The 16,287-nt window shown below is 66.9% G+C and carries 15 protein-coding genes and 1 pseudogene; 10 read left to right on the top strand and 6 right to left on the bottom strand.

The genetic code is table 11. The features are described from left to right. A pseudogene (locus JYJ84_RS12700) lies at positions 1-371 on the bottom strand (phage tail protein); the annotation flags it as partial. Between the two features lie 108 nt (positions 372-479). Beyond that, positions 480-1,487 carry a hopanoid-associated sugar epimerase gene (hpnA, locus tag JYJ84_RS12695; RefSeq protein WP_043181217.1) on the bottom strand — a complete coding sequence of 336 codons (1,008 nt, stop codon included), beginning with the start codon at positions 1,485-1,487 and terminating at the stop codon, positions 480-482. A 176-nt stretch (positions 1,488-1,663) separates the two neighbouring features. Here hpnA and JYJ84_RS12690 point away from each other — a divergent pair, with 176 nt between their 5' ends. The 3 genes from JYJ84_RS12690 to JYJ84_RS12680 all read left to right on the top strand — a co-directional run bounded on the left by JYJ84_RS12690 (position 1,664) and on the right by JYJ84_RS12680 (position 4,394). Beyond that, positions 1,664-1,960, top strand: coding sequence for an acylphosphatase (locus JYJ84_RS12690; RefSeq protein ID WP_122948284.1), 297 nt, complete (start codon positions 1,664-1,666; stop codon positions 1,958-1,960). A gap of 16 nt (positions 1,961-1,976) precedes the next feature. Next, positions 1,977-2,873 carry an EamA family transporter RarD gene (gene rarD, locus JYJ84_RS12685; RefSeq protein ID WP_122948283.1) on the top strand — a complete coding sequence of 299 codons (897 nt, stop codon included), beginning with the start codon at positions 1,977-1,979 and terminating at the stop codon, positions 2,871-2,873. 396 nt (positions 2,874-3,269) lie between these two features. Continuing rightward, the gene (locus tag JYJ84_RS12680) at positions 3,270-4,394 is read left to right on the top strand and encodes an OpgC domain-containing protein (RefSeq protein ID WP_122949652.1); all 1,125 of its coding nucleotides are present in this window, start codon (positions 3,270-3,272) and stop codon (positions 4,392-4,394) included. A gap of 46 nt (positions 4,395-4,440) precedes the next feature. Here the strand turns inward: JYJ84_RS12680 and JYJ84_RS12675 are convergent, their stop codons facing one another. Together JYJ84_RS12675 and JYJ84_RS12670 are read right to left on the bottom strand one after the other, a co-directional pair. Further along, positions 4,441-4,647, bottom strand: a complete 207-nt coding sequence (locus tag JYJ84_RS12675; protein ID WP_122948282.1) for a hypothetical protein — start codon at positions 4,645-4,647, stop codon at positions 4,441-4,443. Positions 4,648-4,763: 116 nt separating this feature from the next. Then, complete coding sequence (locus JYJ84_RS12670; RefSeq protein WP_122948281.1) at positions 4,764-6,284, bottom strand: peptide MFS transporter; 1,521 nt, start codon at positions 6,282-6,284, stop codon at positions 4,764-4,766. Positions 6,285-6,783: 499 nt separating this feature from the next. Between JYJ84_RS12670 and JYJ84_RS12665 the strand changes: the two genes are divergently transcribed. From JYJ84_RS12665 to JYJ84_RS12635, 7 genes are all read left to right on the top strand, one after another. Beyond that, a complete protein-coding gene (locus JYJ84_RS12665; RefSeq protein WP_011353729.1) occupies positions 6,784-7,365 on the top strand; it encodes a cupin domain-containing protein in 582 nt (193 codons plus the stop codon). A gap of 179 nt (positions 7,366-7,544) precedes the next feature. Further along, complete coding sequence (locus JYJ84_RS12660; RefSeq protein WP_122948280.1) at positions 7,545-9,155, top strand: peptide ABC transporter substrate-binding protein; 1,611 nt, start codon at positions 7,545-7,547, stop codon at positions 9,153-9,155. Positions 9,156-9,166: 11 nt separating this feature from the next. Beyond that, positions 9,167-10,105: an ABC transporter permease subunit gene (locus tag JYJ84_RS12655; protein ID WP_043181204.1), complete on the top strand. Its 939-nt coding sequence runs from the start codon at positions 9,167-9,169 to the stop codon at positions 10,103-10,105. A gap of 13 nt (positions 10,106-10,118) precedes the next feature. Beyond that, positions 10,119-11,021, top strand: coding sequence for an ABC transporter permease (locus JYJ84_RS12650; protein WP_122948279.1), 903 nt, complete (start codon positions 10,119-10,121; stop codon positions 11,019-11,021). 1 nt (position 11,022) lies between these two features. Continuing rightward, positions 11,023-12,015, top strand: coding sequence for an ABC transporter ATP-binding protein (locus JYJ84_RS12645; RefSeq protein WP_122948278.1), 993 nt, complete (start codon positions 11,023-11,025; stop codon positions 12,013-12,015). Beyond that, the gene (locus JYJ84_RS12640; protein ID WP_164462752.1) at positions 12,012-13,031 is read left to right on the top strand and encodes an ABC transporter ATP-binding protein; all 1,020 of its coding nucleotides are present in this window, start codon (positions 12,012-12,014) and stop codon (positions 13,029-13,031) included. Before JYJ84_RS12645 ends, JYJ84_RS12640 begins: the two co-directional genes overlap by 4 nt. A gap of 165 nt (positions 13,032-13,196) precedes the next feature. Continuing rightward, positions 13,197-14,657, top strand: coding sequence for an OprD family porin (locus JYJ84_RS12635; protein ID WP_122949651.1), 1,461 nt, complete (start codon positions 13,197-13,199; stop codon positions 14,655-14,657). Positions 14,658-14,711: 54 nt separating this feature from the next. Here JYJ84_RS12635 and JYJ84_RS12630 read toward each other — a convergent pair whose 3' ends face one another. Continuing rightward, positions 14,712-15,707, bottom strand: a complete 996-nt coding sequence (locus JYJ84_RS12630; RefSeq protein ID WP_122948276.1) for a DedA family protein/thiosulfate sulfurtransferase GlpE — start codon at positions 15,705-15,707, stop codon at positions 14,712-14,714. Positions 15,708-15,861: 154 nt separating this feature from the next. After that, positions 15,862-16,131, bottom strand: a complete 270-nt coding sequence (locus JYJ84_RS12625) for a hypothetical protein (protein WP_011353737.1) — start codon at positions 16,129-16,131, stop codon at positions 15,862-15,864. Positions 16,132-16,287 lie beyond the last annotated feature (156 nt).

The raw sequence follows: 16,287 nt of genomic DNA, 5'->3' as shown, positions 1-16,287 counted from the left end.
GCTTCGGCATCCGCGTGACGCTGCGCGAGCGCTTCGGTCAGCGCGGTGGCTTCCGCATGGCGCTGCGACGCGGCTTCGGCTTGCGCGGTGGCATCGGTATGACGCTGGGCGGCGGCTTCGGCGGCGGCGGTCGCGCTGGCGTGGCGCTGCTGCGCAGCCTCGGCATCGGCGGCCGCGGCCGTGTGGCGTTGCGCGGCGGCCTGCGCTTCGGTTTCCGCGGCGGCGTGACGTTCTGCCGCCGCCTGGGCTTCCGCTGCTGCGGCGCGCGCGAAGGCTTCCGCGCTGCGGGCCGCCTGTTGCGCGGCGTGGTGATCGTGGAGGAGCTGATCGACGCCCATGGTGAGCGAAGCGATCTGATCGTTCAGGTTCATGCGTGTCTTCTCTGCGTAAGACCCGCGATTTTAACCGCTGCGCCGGTAGCGGGCCGCGCGGGACGTGTAACAAAGTGCGCAAAGCGGCGTGAAGCACGCCGCTTTGTGTTACTTCAGGTAGCCCGCGGAGCCGAACCAGTCGAGCGCATCGCGCAGCCCTTCGCGGTACGGACGCGCACGGTAGCCAAGCTCGCGCTCGGCTTTCGCGGACGTGAAATACATCTTGTTCTTCGACATCCGCAGCCCGTCCACGGTGACGAACGGCTCCTTCTTCGTGAACTTCGCGACGGCTTCGGCACCGACCGCGAGCGGGTAGAGCGGCCAGCGCGGCAGCGCGATCGTCGGCGGCTTGCGGCCCGTCATCTGCGCGATGTCGGCGAGCATCTGCTGCAGCGGCAGGTTCTCGCCGCCGAGGATGTAGCGCTCGCCGATCCGGCCGCGCTCGAGCGCGAGGAAGTGGCCGTGCGCGACGTCGTCCACATGCACGAGGTTCAGCCCGGTGTCGACGAACGCGGGAATCTTGCCGAGCGCGGCTTCGACGATGATGCGGCCGGTCGGCGTCGGCTTCACGTCGCGCGGGCCGATCGGCGTCGACGGATTGACGATCACGGCCGGCAGCCCTTCGTCGGCGATCATCCGCTCGACCGCGCGTTCCGCGAGCACCTTGCTGCGCTTGTAGACGCCGATGGCCTGCTCGGCCGTGAGCGGCCGGTTTTCGTCGGACGGATCGCCGGCGCTCGTCACCTTCAGCGTCGCGACGCTGCTCGTGTACACGATCCGCTCGACGCCTTCCGCGCGTGCCGCGCGCATCGTCGCGACCGCGCCCTCGAGGTTCGCACGCTCGATCTCGTCGGGATCGGGCGCCCACAGCCGGTAGTCGGCCGCGACGTGCAGCAGGTAGCGCACGCCGCGCAGCGCGGCGCGCATCGATGCCTCGTCGCGCATGTCGCCGGTGACGATCTCGGCGTCGAGATCCGCGAGGTTCGTGCGCGGGCTGGTCGAGCGCACCAGCACGCGCACCGCATAGCCTTTCTGCTGCGCAATGCGCGCGACGGCCGAGCCGACGAAACCGGACGCGCCGGTGACGAGAACGAGATCGCGGGAGGTATCAGTCATGCGTTTCCTTCAGGGCCGCGCGCGAGCGGCGCGGCGGTTGAGCATCGGCGAGATTGTACGTGGTCGGCACGCGTGGCGACGCCAGGCCGTGACGGCGGTGAGCCGGCCCCGGCCCGTGTGCGAAGCGGCCGACGCGACTACAATGCCGGGCTTGAATGCAACGGGAGGGCGACGCGATGAGCCGCAATGAACTGGACGAACGGATCGAGACCTACCACGTGCGGGTGCGCGGCGTCGTGCAGGGCGTCGGCTTCCGTCATGCGACGGTGCGCGAGGCGCATGCGCTGAAGCTGCGCGGCTGGGTCGCGAATCTCGAGGACGGTACCGTCGAGGCGATGATCCAGGGCCCCGGCGCGCAGATCGACCGGATGCTCGCGTGGCTGCGTCACGGCCCGCCGGCCGCGCACGTGACCGAGGTGACGTTCGAGGAACGCCAGACCGAGAAGCGCTTCGAGCGTTTCCAGCAGCAGTAAGAGGCACGGAACGATCATGACGGGGTATCCGGAGGCCGGGCGCGGCCTCATGCTGTCGGTGACGGCGTCGATGTTGTTCGCGCTGATGTCCGCCTACGCCAAACTGCTCGCGCCGCTCACGGGGCTCGACATCTTCGCGTGGCGCGTGTTGTGGACCGCGCCGGGCGCGCTCGCGCTGATCGCACTGCGCGGCCGCTGGCCGGCGCTCGTCGACCTCCTGCGGCGCAGCGTGCGCGACGGGCGTTTGCTGATTGCGCTGCCCGTGAGCGCCGCGCTGCTCGGCGTGCAGCTGTGGCTGTTCCTGTGGGCGCCGCTGCACGGCCGCATGCTCGAAGTGTCGCTCGGCTATTTCCTGCTGCCGCTGACGATGGTGCTCGTCGGCCGCTTCTACTATCACGAACGGCTCGATCCGCTGCAATGGGCGGCGGTCGCGTGCGCCGCGCTCGGCGTCGCGCACGAAGTGTGGGCGACGCGCGCGTTCGCATGGCCGACGCTCGTCGTCGCGCTCGGTTATCCGCCTTATTTCGTGCTGCGCCGCCGGATCAATGCCGATTCGCTCGCCGCGTTCGCGCTCGAGATCGCGCTGCTGTGTCCGATCGCGTTCGCGATGGTCGTGACGAGCACGACGCGCGTGGCCGACCATCCGGTGTTGTGGGCCGCGCTGCTGCCGGGGCTCGGCGTGCTCAGCACGCTCGCGCTCGCGAGCTACCTGAAGGCGAGCCGGATGCTGCCGATGGCGCTGTTCGGGATTCTCGGCTACGTCGAGCCCGTGCTGCTCGTCGCGGTGTCGCTGCTGCTGCTCGGCGAGACGCTGAGCGTCGCGAAGCTCGCGACATACGGGCCGATCTGGGTCGCCGTGGCGCTGACCGCGTGGCACAGCGCGATGCTGATGCGGCGTCTGCCCCGCGGATAAGCGCCGGTCGCGACGCGGCGGCTGCATGCAGCGTGCCGCGTCGCATATCGAAAACATCTACACCGCAGCGGTCGAACCCATCGACGCTGACCGCACACTGGCGTCGCGCTGACGCGAATCTGGCCACGCTGCCTGCTTCGCCCCGTCGGGCGCGCGTCTGTAATCGAACAGAAGATTCGGTTGCACTTTGTTACTTAGGGTCTCCCCTGATCGGCCATTAGACTGGCCTCACCGACTTCCCTTCGTATGCAGCCTTTCAATGAACGGTCATCTCCGTGCCTGGCCGGCCGGGTTGGCGCGATGCGGGCATACGCGTATCGCGGCTGATCGCGCTCGCCTTCTCCTTCCCGATCCCTTCACCGGTGCGTGCTGCACCGCCGTCGTGCAGGTGTGCTCATGTCGTTGAGCCCGCCGCCTTCCGCCACGTTTCCGCCGTCGCGCAGCGGCCGCCTGATCGAAGTCGATTTCTTCCGCGGCATCGTGCTGCTGATGATCGTCGTCGATCACATCGGTGCAAGCGTGCTGTCGCGCGTCACGCTGCACGCGTTCGCGCTGTGCGACGCGGCCGAGGTCTTCGTCTTTCTCGGCGGCTTCGCGACCGCGAGCGCCTATGGCGCGATTGCCGAGCGGCACGGCGCGCGCGCCGCGCAAAAGCGGTTCGTGCGCCGCGCGATGCAGATCTACCGCGCGTTTCTCGCGACCTCGACGCTGATGCTCGTCGTGTCGGCCGTGCTCGACCACTACGGGATCGATGCGCCGAACCTCGCGCTCGACGACGTCAGCGTGATGCTCGCGTCGCCGCTGACGGGCGCAGCCGAGCTGCTGACGTTCCAGCGCCAGCCCTATCTCGCGTCGGTGCTGCCGATGTACGTGCTGTTCGCGCTCGCGTCGCCGGTGCTCGTGCCGTTCGCGCGCCGGCATCCGTGGCTGCTCGTCGCGTTCAGCACCGCGTCGTGGATCGCGGCGGGCTGGCTCGGCCCCGAGCTGCTCGACACCGACGGATTCCGCTGGAGTTTCAATCCGTTCGCGTGGCAACTGATGTTCGTCGCCGGCGTGCTCGCGCGCTGCCAGCCGTTCTACCGGCGCATCGCGCTGGGGCGCTGGGGCGCGGCCGCGACGGGCGTCGCGTGCGCGGTCGTGCTCGGTTGCGCGAGCTACAAGCTGTTCTCGGGGTTGCCGCTGCCGGAGGGCGTGTTCAAGCGCGATCTCGCGCTGCCGCGCGTCGTGAGCTTCGCGGCCATCGCGTGGCTGATGGCCGATTGCGTGCGCTTCGGCTGGATCGCGCGGATCGCGCAAGGCGTGCGGCCCGTCGTGGCCGTGGGCCAGCGCGGGCTGATCTGCTTCGTCGCGGGCGCGGGGATTTCGCTCGTCATCGATTCGCTGCTGCATCCGGTCATGCGCAGCGGCGATCTGCGGCATGTCGGCGTGGGCCTCGTGGCCGACGCGTGCGCGCTCGGGCTGATGATGGCCGTGGCCGGTTCGGGAACCTGGATCGCGCGGTGGCGCAGCGCGGCTGCATGAGCGGCGCGGGAGGCGGCGCGTGCGGCACGGAGCGTGCCGCGTGGCGTCAGTGAGGTGAGCTGATACGGGAGCGGGGAACGGCGGTGGTGTCGTCGGATTCGGCGTCGTCGCGTTCGTCGGGCGCCGGATCGTCGTGTTCCGCGAGTACCGCGTCGGCTTCGGCTGCCGCCCGGGCGGCGCGCAGTGCAGTGCATCGCTGCGCGTACCGGATGTCCGAGAGGATCCTGAGGAGCCTCGTGGTCTTGCTTTTCATGGTCTTCTCCCGCCAGTGCGCATCTCGGCGGATGCACTGCTTGCAACCAGTGTAGGACGCATTCGCGCGACCGGCGGGAGAATGTGGCGTGCACGCAGCACGCCGAGGGATAGCCCTTACTGGGCCGCGGCGACGCCCTGTGCCTGCAGCGCTTCTTCGCGGCGCTCTTCCGCACAACGCTGGTGCTGGCGCGACAGGCGGTTCATCAGCGGCAGCAGCAGCAGCGCGAGCAGCATGCCGATCGCGGCGAGCCAGCCGAGCTTCTCGAACAGCGACAGGTAGAGCGGCAGCGATTCGGTGGCCGGCAGTTCATGCGACGGCATCTGCGCGAAGTTCGCGACGACGCTGCCCAGATACTGCGACACGCCGGTCGCGACAAAGTACGCACCCATCATGAAGCCGCTCATGCGCGCCGGCACGTAGCGGGCGATCATCGCGAGGCCGAGGCCGCTCACCAGCAGTTCGCCGAGCGAGTAGAGGCCGTAGCCCCACACCATGAACCACGACGACACGCGGCCGTCGACCGCGTAGCGGCCGCTGATCGTGAACACCAGGTAGCCCGCGGCCACTGCGCCGAAGCCGAGCGCATACTTCGCGGCGACCGGCAGGTCACGGCCGCCCTTCGCGACGGCGTTGTAGACCCACACGAGCACCGGGCTCAGCAGCATGATCCAGATCGGGTTCAGCGCCTGGAACTGCGCGGCGCTCCACGTGAACAGCGTCGTGCCGAACAGCATGAAGCGCGGATCGACGTTGCGCAGCGCGAACAGCGTCAGCGACGTCGACATCTGCACGTAGAAGATGAAGAACAGGATCACCTGGCCGATCAGCACGAGTGCCGCGATCAGGCCCGCGCGCTCCGAGCGCTCCGACTTCGCGATCATGTATGCGAAGATCGCGAGGATCGCGAACGCTGCCGTCCACACGCTGGCGACCGCAAGTTGCTTGTGCTGCAGCACGTACAGCGTGATCATTGCGAGCCCGACGCCGCCGAGCGCGACCGCACCGAGGCGCTTCCAGCGGATCGGTTCGTCGTCCGGCTTCGAGCCGACGTGCGCGAGCGTGCGATGCATCAGCATGAAGTTGAGGATCGCGAGCAGCATGCCGCCGCAGCAGACCGCGAACGCGGCGTGCCAGCCCCAGTGATCCTTGATCCACGGCGTCGCGAGCATCGACACCGTCGAGCCGATGTTGACCGCCATGTAGTAGATCGTGAACGCGCTGTCGATGCGTGCGTCGTCGCCTTCATAGATGCGGCGCACGAGGTTCGCCGCATTGGCCTTGAACAGGCCGTTGCCGACGACGATCACGCCGAGCGATGCGTACATGTACGTCAGCTGATCGTTCGGTACCGACAGCATCAGGTAGCCGGCGCACAGCACGGACGCGCCGATGATCATCGTGCGACGGGCGCCGAGCACCTTGTCGCCGATCCAGCCGCCGATCGACGGTGCCGCATAGACGAGTGCGGTGAACGCACCCCAGGTCAGGTTCGCATGGCTGTCGGTGAAACCGAGCCGGTCGACCATGAAGAGGACCAGGAGCGCGGCCATGCCGTAGTAGCCGAAGCGCTCCCACATTTCGATGAGGAAGACCGTCGTGAACGATCGGGTTTGTGAAACAGGTGGTTGCATCATCAATCTCGTTTGAAACGGACGGCACGGATCGCGCGTCGTCTTGGGGTCGAACTGGCGCCGGTGCACAATGGGCCGGGTAGGCTTGGTGCTGGCGATGGAACAGTCGGGCGGTTAGCCCGGGCCGGGGTCTGACTCCGCCGGGTGCGGCGGGGAGGGGCCCCGACCGGCGCGCGCATGGTAACGGCTGCCGGTCCGGTGCGTCAGGTATCTGCCACCTAGGGAAACTCCCGATGTGGCAGTAGCTTTCAGGAACATTCGTCTCATCATCTAGTTGTAAGCTTTCATGCCGGCCCTCCGAAGATTCCCGGAGAGCCGCTTGCAGCTTGCCTGTGAAGCCGGCGAGTCTGGCAAGATAGCGCGTCATTTCGCTCGTCTCGTGTCCCGTTTAGTGCACCGGGCTCAACACCGAAGACGTGTGCGAACCCGAAGACTAAGCTATATCGTTCTAACTTAGTTATTTTCCATCAAACATTTTTTGACGATCACTTTTCGGCCTGCTATGGTTCCCCCCACTGAAAACTCGCGGTCCGCAAACGCTACCGCCGCACTGGGCAGCAAGATTCGCGCGTTGCGCCAACGACTCAAGCGCACGCTCGACGACACCGCTACCGCCGCGGGGATTTCGAAGCCGTTTCTGTCTCAAGTCGAACGCGGGCTCGCGTCGCCGTCGCTGACATCGTTGGCCGGTATCGCGCACGCGCTCGGTGTGACGGTGCAGTACTTTGTGGATACGCCGAGCGAGGAACGCTCGGTATGCCGAGGCGAGCAGCTGCGCTTCTTCGGGTTTGCCGATTCGGCGAACCTGTTCGCGAGGCTGACGAACGTATCCGAAGGGCGCCAGCTGGAGGCGATCCTCGTGAGGATGCCGCCGGGGCAGAAGCGGTCGGAGGTGACGACACATGCAGGAGAGGAGTTCCTGTATGTGATTGAAGGGGAAGTGTCGCTGACGCTGGAAGGCAAGACGTTCGTCCTGCAGGCCGGTGACAGCTCGCACTATCAGTCGACGGTCCCGCACAGCTGGGTCAACACCGCGAAGATCGAGTCGGTGGTGGTCTGGGTCGGTACACCGAGACTGTTCTAACGCACAGGTATTCCTTCGTTTCGAAGACGGAATACCTGTCGAAAGAAACGTAAGGAATACTAAAATGCTATACGAGAATCACGGGCCTCCTCAATCGCTGCGCCCGTCAGCGTCTCAAGCGTAATCCGCGGCATCCGCCGCGCGACGCTCACCGAACAACCCTTCTCAAGACTGCCACGATGAAATCCTTGCATGCCATGTCGGCCGTGCTGGCCGCGCTCGCCCTGACGCCTGCTGCCCACGCCGTTACCGTTCCGTCGAACGTCGCGCTCGCTCCTCAACAGGACCTGACGCGCCAGGTGCCCGCCGAAGTCGAGTCGCTCGATCCCGCGCACATCGAATCGTGGACCGGCAACACGATCGGCCTCGACCTGTTCGAAGGGCTGGCCCGCATCGACGCAGCCGGCCAGGTCGTGCCGGGTGTCGCGCTGTCGTGGGAACGCAAGACGCCGACGACGTGGATCTTCAAGCTTCGCCATGACGCGAAGTGGAGCAACGGCCAGCCGGTGACGGCCGCCGATTTCGTCTACTCGTGGCAGCGCCTCGTCGATCCGAAGACGGGCTCGAAATACACGATCCTCGTCGAGTTCGTGAAGAACTCGAAGGACATCATCGCGGGCAAGGCCGCGCCGTCGACGCTCGGCGTGCGCGCCGTCGATCCGTACACGCTCGAGGTGACGACCGACGCGCCCGTCGCGTTCTTCCCCGAGCTGACCGCGATGGCGCCGCTCGTGCCGGTGAGCAAGGACGCCGTCGCGAAATTCGGCGACGCGTGGACGCGCCCGGGCAACATGGTCAGCAACGGGGCATACCAGCTCGTCGACTGGCAGCCGAACAACCGCATCGTCGTGACGAAGGACGCCAAGTACTGGAACGCGCCGAAGGTCGTGATCAACAAGGTCACGTACCTGCCGATCGAGAGCGACGAGACCGCGATGCGCATGTACCAGGCGGGTCAGGTCGACTACACGTACACGATTCCGTCGGGCATCTTCCCGCAGGTCAGCAAGCAGTTCGGCAGCGACCTGCGCCCGGGCCTGCAGCTCGCGACGTACTACTACTACCTGAACAACAACGACGCGGCGCTGAAGGACAAGCGCGTCCGCCAGGCGCTGTCGATGGTGATCGATCGCGACGTGCTGACGTCGAAGCTCACGCAGTCGGGCGAGAAGCCGATGTACGGGCTGATGCCGAACGGCACGAAGGGCGTGCAGTCGTTCACGCCGGAATGGGCGTCGTGGCCGATGGCCAAGCGCGTCGAGACCGCGAAGAACCTGCTGAAGCAGGCCGGCTACTCGGACGCGAAGCCGCTGTCGTTCACGCTGACGTACAACACCAACGACCTGCACAAGAAGGTCGCGCTGTTCACCGCGTCGGAATGGCGCACGAAGCTCGGCGTCAACACCAAGCTCGAGAACGTCGAGTTCAAGGTGCTGATGAAGGAGCGGCATGACGGCAAGGTGCAGGTCGCGCGCGACGGCTGGTTCGCCGACTACAACGACGCGATGACGTTCTTCGACCTGCTGCGTTGCGGCAGCTCGCAGAACACGGTCGGCTACTGCAACAAGCAGGCCGACACGCTCGTCGACGAAGGCAACCAGAAGCTCGACGACAAGGCGCGCGCCGCGCTGCTCACGCAGGCGCACGATCTCGCGATGAACGACACGCCGATGGTGCCGCTGTTCCAGTACACGGCCGACCGTCTCGTGAAGTCGTACGTCGGCGGCTACTCGCTGAAGAACGTGATCGACATGCGTGCTTCGCAGGACATGTACGTGATCAAGCACTGAGCGGAGCGATCATGCTGGCCTACGCACTGAGGCGCACGTTGTGGGCGGTGCCGACGATCCTCGCGGTCGTCACCGTCTGCTACCTGCTCCTGCATTTCACGCCCGGCGGCCCGTTCGATACGGAGAAGCAGCTGTCCGCGGCCACGCTCGCGAACCTGAACGCGAAGTATCACCTCGACGAGCCGCTGTGGAAGCAGTACCTGCTGTACCTGAACGCGCTGCTGCACGGCGATCTCGGCCCGTCGTTCCGCTACGTCGACTGGTCGGTGAACGATCTCGTGAAGAAGGCGCTGCCCGTAAGCCTCGGCGTGGGCGGCGTGTCGATCCCGATCTCGATCGTGTTCGGCGTGCTGCTCGGCACCGTCGCGGCCGTGCGCCGCGACAGCTTCATCGACCGCTTCGTGATGCTGATCGGCAACTTCGGCAACGTCATCCCGCCGTTCGTGCTCGGCCCCGTGCTCGTGTGGATCTTCGCGATTTTGCTGAAGACGTCGTCCGGCAACGGTTGGCTGCCCGCGGGCGGTTGGGGCGACGGCGGCTGGCAGTACCGGCTGCTGCCGATCGTGCTGCTGACCTTCATCAACATGTCGCTGCTCGCCCGCGTGATGCGCGGCTCGATGATCGAGACGCTGTCGAGCAACTACATCCGCACCGCGCGCGCGAAGGGCCTGCCGGGCTCGACGATCGTGCTGCGCCACGCGCTGAAGCCCGCGCTGATGCCGGTCGTGTCGCTGTTCGGCACGGTCTGCATCACGTCGATCACGGCGGCCGTCGTCACCGAATCGGTGTTCGCGCTGCCGGGGCTCGGGCAGCTCGTCGTGAACGGCGCCATCAACCGCGACTACACGCTGGTGCTCGGCCTCGTCGTGCTGACGACCGTTTGCGCGGTGCTGTTCAACCTGCTGGTCGACCTCGCGTACGCGTGGCTCGATCCGCGCATCCGTTATTGAGCGAGGCACAGCGATGACTCCGACTACTCCCGTCGTCGGCCTGCCCGTGCAGACCGACTCGCCGCCGCGTTCGCGCTCGCCGCTCGCGCTTGCGATGGCGCGCTTTCTTCACAACCGTGCGGCCGTGTTCAGCCTCGTGCTGCTCGCGCTCGTCACGCTCGCCTGTTTCGTCGGCCCGTGGCTGCTCGCGGCCGATCCTTCGGCAAGCGACTGGGGCTCGATCAGCCTGGCGCCGACCTGGGCGAACCAGCACTGGTTCGGCACCGACGAGCTCGGCCGCGACCTGCTGGTGCGCACGCTGATCGGCGGCCGCGTGTCGATCGAGGTCGGCCTGCTCGGCACGCTCGTGTCGGGCCTGTTCGGCGTCGCATGGGGCGCGACCGCGGGCTTCGCCGGCGGCCGCGTCGACTCCGTGATGATGCGCATCGTCGACATGATGTACGCGATCCCGTACCTGCTGATCGCGATCCTGATGATGACCCTGTTCGGCCGCTCGTTCATGCTGGTCGTGCTGACCATCAGCGCGTTCTCGTGGATCGACATGGCGCGTGTCGTGCGCGGCCAGACGCTGTCGCTGCGCAGCCGCGAGTTCGTCGATGCGGCCCGCGCGATCGGCGTGTCGCCGGCCTCGATCGTGCTGCGCCACGTGGTGCCGAACCTGCTCGGCGTGGTCGTCGTGTACGCGACGGTCTCGGTGCCGGGCATCGTGCTGACCGAATCGGTGCTGTCGTTCCTCGGCCTCGGCGTGCAGGAACCGATGACGAGCTGGGGCGTGCTGATCCAGGACGGCGCGCAGAAACTGGAATCGATGCCGTGGCTGCTGCTGGCCCCGGCCGTCATGCTGTGCGTGACGCTTTACTGCGTGAACTTCGTCGGCGATGGCCTGCGTGACGCGCTCGACCCGAAGGATCGCTGAAATGGGTGCACTGCTAGAAGTAGACAACCTGGGCGTGCGCTTCACGCGCAAGGACGCACCGCCGGTCGACGCCGTCAGCGGCGTGTCGTTCGCGCTCGAAGCCGGCAAGACGCTCGGCATCGTCGGCGAATCGGGCTCGGGCAAGAGCCAGACCGTGATGGCGCTGCTCGGCCTGCTGGCCGGCAACGGCACGACGACCGGCGCCGCGCGCTATCGCGGCGACAACCTGCTCGAGATGGATGGGCGTGCGCTGAACAAGGTGCGCGGCGACCGGATCGCGATGATCTTCCAGGATCCGATGACGTCGCTCAATCCGTTCCTGACGATCGAGCGGCAGATGACCGAGACGCTGCAGCTGCACCGCAAGCTGTCGCGCAAGGAAGCGACCAAGCGCGCGATCGAGGCGCTCGAATCGGTGCGCATTCCCGACGCGGCGCGCCGGATCCGCATGTATCCGCACGAGTTCTCGGGCGGCATGCGCCAGCGCGTGATGATCGCGATGGCGCTGCTGTCCGAGCCGGAAATCCTGATCGCGGACGAGCCGACCACCGCGCTCGACGTGACCGTGCAGGCCCAGATCATCGACCTGCTGCGCGAGCTGAACCGCGAGCGCGGCACGGCGATCGTGCTGATCACGCACGACATGGGCGTGGTCGCGGGCCTCGCGGACGACGTGATGGTCATGTATGCAGGCCGCACCGTCGAATACGCGCCGGCCGAATCGATCTTCGCGGCGCCGTCGCATCCGTACACGATCGGCCTGCTCAACGCGCTGCCGCGCCTGACCGACGCGGACGATGCGCCGCTCGTCGCGATTCCCGGCAATCCGCCGATGCCCGGCACCGCGCCGGCCGGCTGCGCGTTCGCGAAGCGCTGCACGTATGCGGAAGAACGCTGCGGCGCGGCGCGCCCCGCGCTCGAAACCTATGGCGCCGTGGGCGCGGTGCGCGCGTGCCACCGGCCCGTGGCCGATCTGACGGGAGGTCTGCGATGAGCGTCAATGAACGCCGCCATGCCGGCGCGACGGACGACACGCTGCTGTCCGTCGATGGTCTGAAAGTGCATTTCCGCGTGCCGCTCGGCGGCTATCCGTGGTCGCCGAAAGGGACGCTGCGTGCCGTCGACGGCGTGTCGTTCGACGTGAAGCGCGGCGAAACGGTCGGGCTCGTCGGCGAATCGGGCTGCGGGAAGTCGACGCTCGCGCGCGCGCTGATCGGCCTCGTGCCGATGACGGCCGGCACGGTGAAATGGCGCGGCGAAGCCGTGGCGCCCGATCACCTGCGCGGCACCTCGATGCGGCGCGAAGTGCAGATGATCTTCCAGGATCCGCTCGCGTCGCTCGATCCGCGCATGACCATCGAACAGGTCGTCGCGGAGCCGCTCGTCACGCACCAGGCCGGCCTCGGCCGCACCGAGGTGCGCCGCCGCGTGGTCACGATGCTCGAACGTGTCGGCCTGAACGCGCATCACCTGCTGCGTTATCCGCACGAGTTTTCCGGCGGGCAATGCCAGCGCGTCGGCATCGCACGCGCGCTGATCGGCGAGCCGAAGCTCGTGATCTGCGACGAACCCGTATCGGCGCTCGACGTGTCGATCCAGGCGCAGATCGTGAACCTGCTGCGCGACCTTCAACGCGAACTGTCGTTGTCCTATCTGTTCGTTGCACACGATCTGGCGGTGGTGAAGGCCATCAGCCAGCGTGTGCTCGTGATGTATCTCGGCCGCGTGATGGAGTTCGGCACGCGGCAAGACGTGTACGGCGTGCCGCAGCACCCGTACACGAAGGCGCTGCTCGATGCGGCGCCGACGCCGGAGCCGGCGCGCGAGCGTGCTCGCCGTCCGATGCTGCTGGCAGGCGAGATGCCCTCGCCGCTCAACCCGCCGTCCGGCTGCGCGTTTCGCACGCGCTGCCCGGTCGCGATCGAAGCGTGCGCGCAGGACGTGCCGCTGCCGGAAGTTCGGCAGGGGTCGGCCGCGCGTGTCGCGTGCATCCGCGCGGGCGCGGCGTGAGCTGAAGTGACGCAGAAAACATAACCAAGGCTGGTCAACAGGGGTAGGTGCGGCGCGAACGATCTTCGCGCCGCGGGTACAGGCGCGTCCTTAACCGGGCGCGCCGGGGGGCCGGGAGCGGATCGCAACCGGCGTGGACGATATCAACACAAGACGAGAATGACGATGAATAAACAGAAGACGATCGGGACGGCATCGAAAATGCTGCTTGCATGGGGGCTGCCGGCGCTCGCCGGTGTCTCGCTGACGGGCGTCGCGCACGCCGACGACGCGGCCCCCGCACCGCTGACGGTCGCACAGGCCGCACCGGGCACGACCGTTGCGCAGGCAACGACCCCGAACGCCATTATCAACGCCGAAGCGAACCAGGCCGTCACGCCGCCCGACGAGCCGTCGGCCCAGTCGCAGTCGAAGGGCTTCATTGCCGACAGCCATCTGAACTTCCTGTTCCGCAACTACGCGGACGTGCTCGACGCCAAGGGCGGGCCGCATCGCCACGCGTGGGTCCAGGGCGCGATGGCGAACTTCGAATCGGGCTACACGACGGGCCTGATCGGTATCGGTTTCGACGCGTCGCTGTATGCGGCGCTGAAGCTCGACGGCGGCCAGGGCGCCGGCAGCATGGTGCACATCGCGAAGGGCGGCGGTGGCGGCAACCAGCTCGCGTGGGCCTATCCCGGCATTTACGACGTGAAGGCGCGCATCTCGAACACGGTGATCAAGTACGGTCTGCAGGCCGTCGACAACCCGTTCATGGAACAGCACGACAACCGTGCGCTGCCGCCGACGTTCCTCGGTACGACGATCGTCAGCAATGAATTCAAGAACGTGATGCTCGAAGGCGGTAGCTTCACGAAGACCGACGCGCGCGGTCACACGACGCTCACCAACCTGACGACGCAATACGGCGGCACGCGCATCAATCGCCTGTCGTATGTCGGTGGCACGTGGGACTACTCGCCGAATGGCGAAGTCGCGCTGTACGCGAACCAGGCCGACGACGTGTGGCACCAGTACTACGCGTCGGTGAAGCACAGCATCGGCAGCCCGCAGACGATCAAGTGGACGGGCTTCGGTAACGTCTACTCGACGCACGACACGGGCGATGCGCTGCAAGGCAAGATCAACAACAACGCGTACAGCCTGTCGCTGGCTGCTCAGCACGGCCCGCACGAGCTGCTGCTCGGCTTCCAGCAGGTGCTCGGCGACCAGTTCTTCGACTACCTGAACGAAACGAACGGCATCTTCCTGACCAACTCGATGGACGTCGACTACAACGCGCCGCACGAAAAGTCGCTGCAGCTGCGTTACACGTTCTACGGCAAGGAAGCGGGCCTGCCGGGCTTCAAGGCGATGGTCTGGGGCGTGACGGGCTGGGGTGCGGACGGCAGCGCGGGTGCGGCGAACGACCCGAGCAAGTCGAGCATCTACTGGAGCAACGGCGCGCCGGTGCAGGGCCGTCACCACGAGTTCGGCTTCATCCCGTCGTACACGTTCCAGAGCGGCAAGCTGAAGGACACGAAGGTCACGTTCATCGCGATGTGGCACGCCGGTTCGGCGCACTACTCGGACGCGACGAACACCGAGTACCGTCTGGTCGTGAACCTGCCGCTGCACGCGTTCTGATCGAAGGGGGCACATGCGCCCCCGCCTCGCACGGCCGGCCTTCGATCGACCCGATCAGGCCGGCTTGTGCAGCCCCGCGACCGGATCGTTCGCAGCGGGCATGTCTTCCACGAGCGACGTGAGCTGGCGGCCCGTGTCGCGCCATGCGTCGAGGCCGCCGCGCAGCGCGAGCGCATCGGTGAAGCCGGCGTCGAGCAGGCGCTTCGCCATCAGCGCGGCCGTGAACTCGTTCGGGCACGAGCAATACACGACGAACTTCTGCGTGAGCGGATAGCGCGCGACGATGTCGCCGATCTGGCGTTCGTCCGCGAACTGCGCGCCGGGAATCGTGAACGGGTCGAGCTTGCGGTGTTCGGGCGAGCGCACGTCGAGGACCACCGGCGCGGAGGTATCGCGCAGCAGCGTGTCGAGTTCGTCGACGCCGATCCGCGCGCTCGCGAGCTGGCGGATCAGCGCGCGGCGACGCATCCAGCGGATCGCCGCGTACACCGCGAGCAGCGCGACGGTCACCAGCAGCGCCACGCGGCCGAGCTTGCCCGCGCCGGCGAACAGCCAGTCGATCTGGCGATAGAACATCAGCCCGACCACCAGCCCGACGATCGTCCACAGCGCGGCGCCGAGCGCATCGTAGCCGACGAAGGTGCGATAGCGCGTGCCGAACGCGCCGGCCATCGGCACCGATACGAGCGACAGCCCTGGAATGAAGCGCGCGACCGCGAGCACGCGCACGCCGTAGCGGCCGAAGAAGCGTTCGGTCTTTTTCACGCAGCTGTCACGCGACAGCGACAGCCGGCAGATCGTCTTCAGCGTCGTGCCGCCGAAGCGCCGGCCGGCGAGGTACCACACGGTATCGCCGATCAGTGCGCCGAGCACCGACAGCATGACCACCGTGACCAGTTGCGAGCCGATCATCGCCGGATGCATCGCGGACATCGCGCCGAACAGCACGAGCGTCGGCATCGCGGGCACCGGCAGCCCGATGGCCGCCGCGAGCACATTGGCGAAGACGAGAAGCGGCCCGTATTGGGCGACGAGGTCGCGGAGGAGCATGACGGCTGGCCGAAAAGGAAACGCGTGCGGAAAGCACGCAGATGGGCCGATTATCGGCCTTTTTCAAGTCGGCGGAGGGAATAACGCAAAGCGCCTGACGGCGGCAGGGCGATGTCGGTGAGCCGGCACGCTGCGTGCGGCTCACCGTTCGAAATCAGGAGGAGGTGCGGGCGAGCGAGGCGGCGCCGTGGTTTTCGCCGGGAAGCTCGGCGCCGTGCGAGCGGATCGCCGCGATCAGTTCGGCCGGCGTGATCTCGTAACGGACTTCGCGATGGATGCCGGGCTTGCGTTCGTCGATCTCGATCAGCAGCACGCTCTTGCCGTCGCCGGTCGCTTCGAGCCGGAGCGAGCGCAGTTCGCGACCGTCGGCCGGGTCGTGTTCGGTGAGCAGGGTCATTGCCCCGGATGAGCCGGTAGTGCGCATCGAACCTATCCTCGTATCGTGGATGCCGTAGTGGCGAAGATGTCTTTGTTGAATACAGCTTGACGCAGTTTAACGCGAACGGGCCGCAATTCGGAGCATTTTCGTGGGGGGGAAATGAGGGCTGAACCACCGATCCTTCTGATGTTTGAGCCGCGC

Origin of the sequence: Burkholderia sp. LMG 13014 (genome assembly GCF_905232215.1) — a bacterium.
In the GTDB taxonomy this organism is placed as follows: domain Bacteria; phylum Pseudomonadota; class Gammaproteobacteria; order Burkholderiales; family Burkholderiaceae; genus Burkholderia.
The sequence above is the reverse complement of the archived record's forward strand: the minus strand, read 5'-3'. Positions and strand labels throughout refer to the sequence as shown.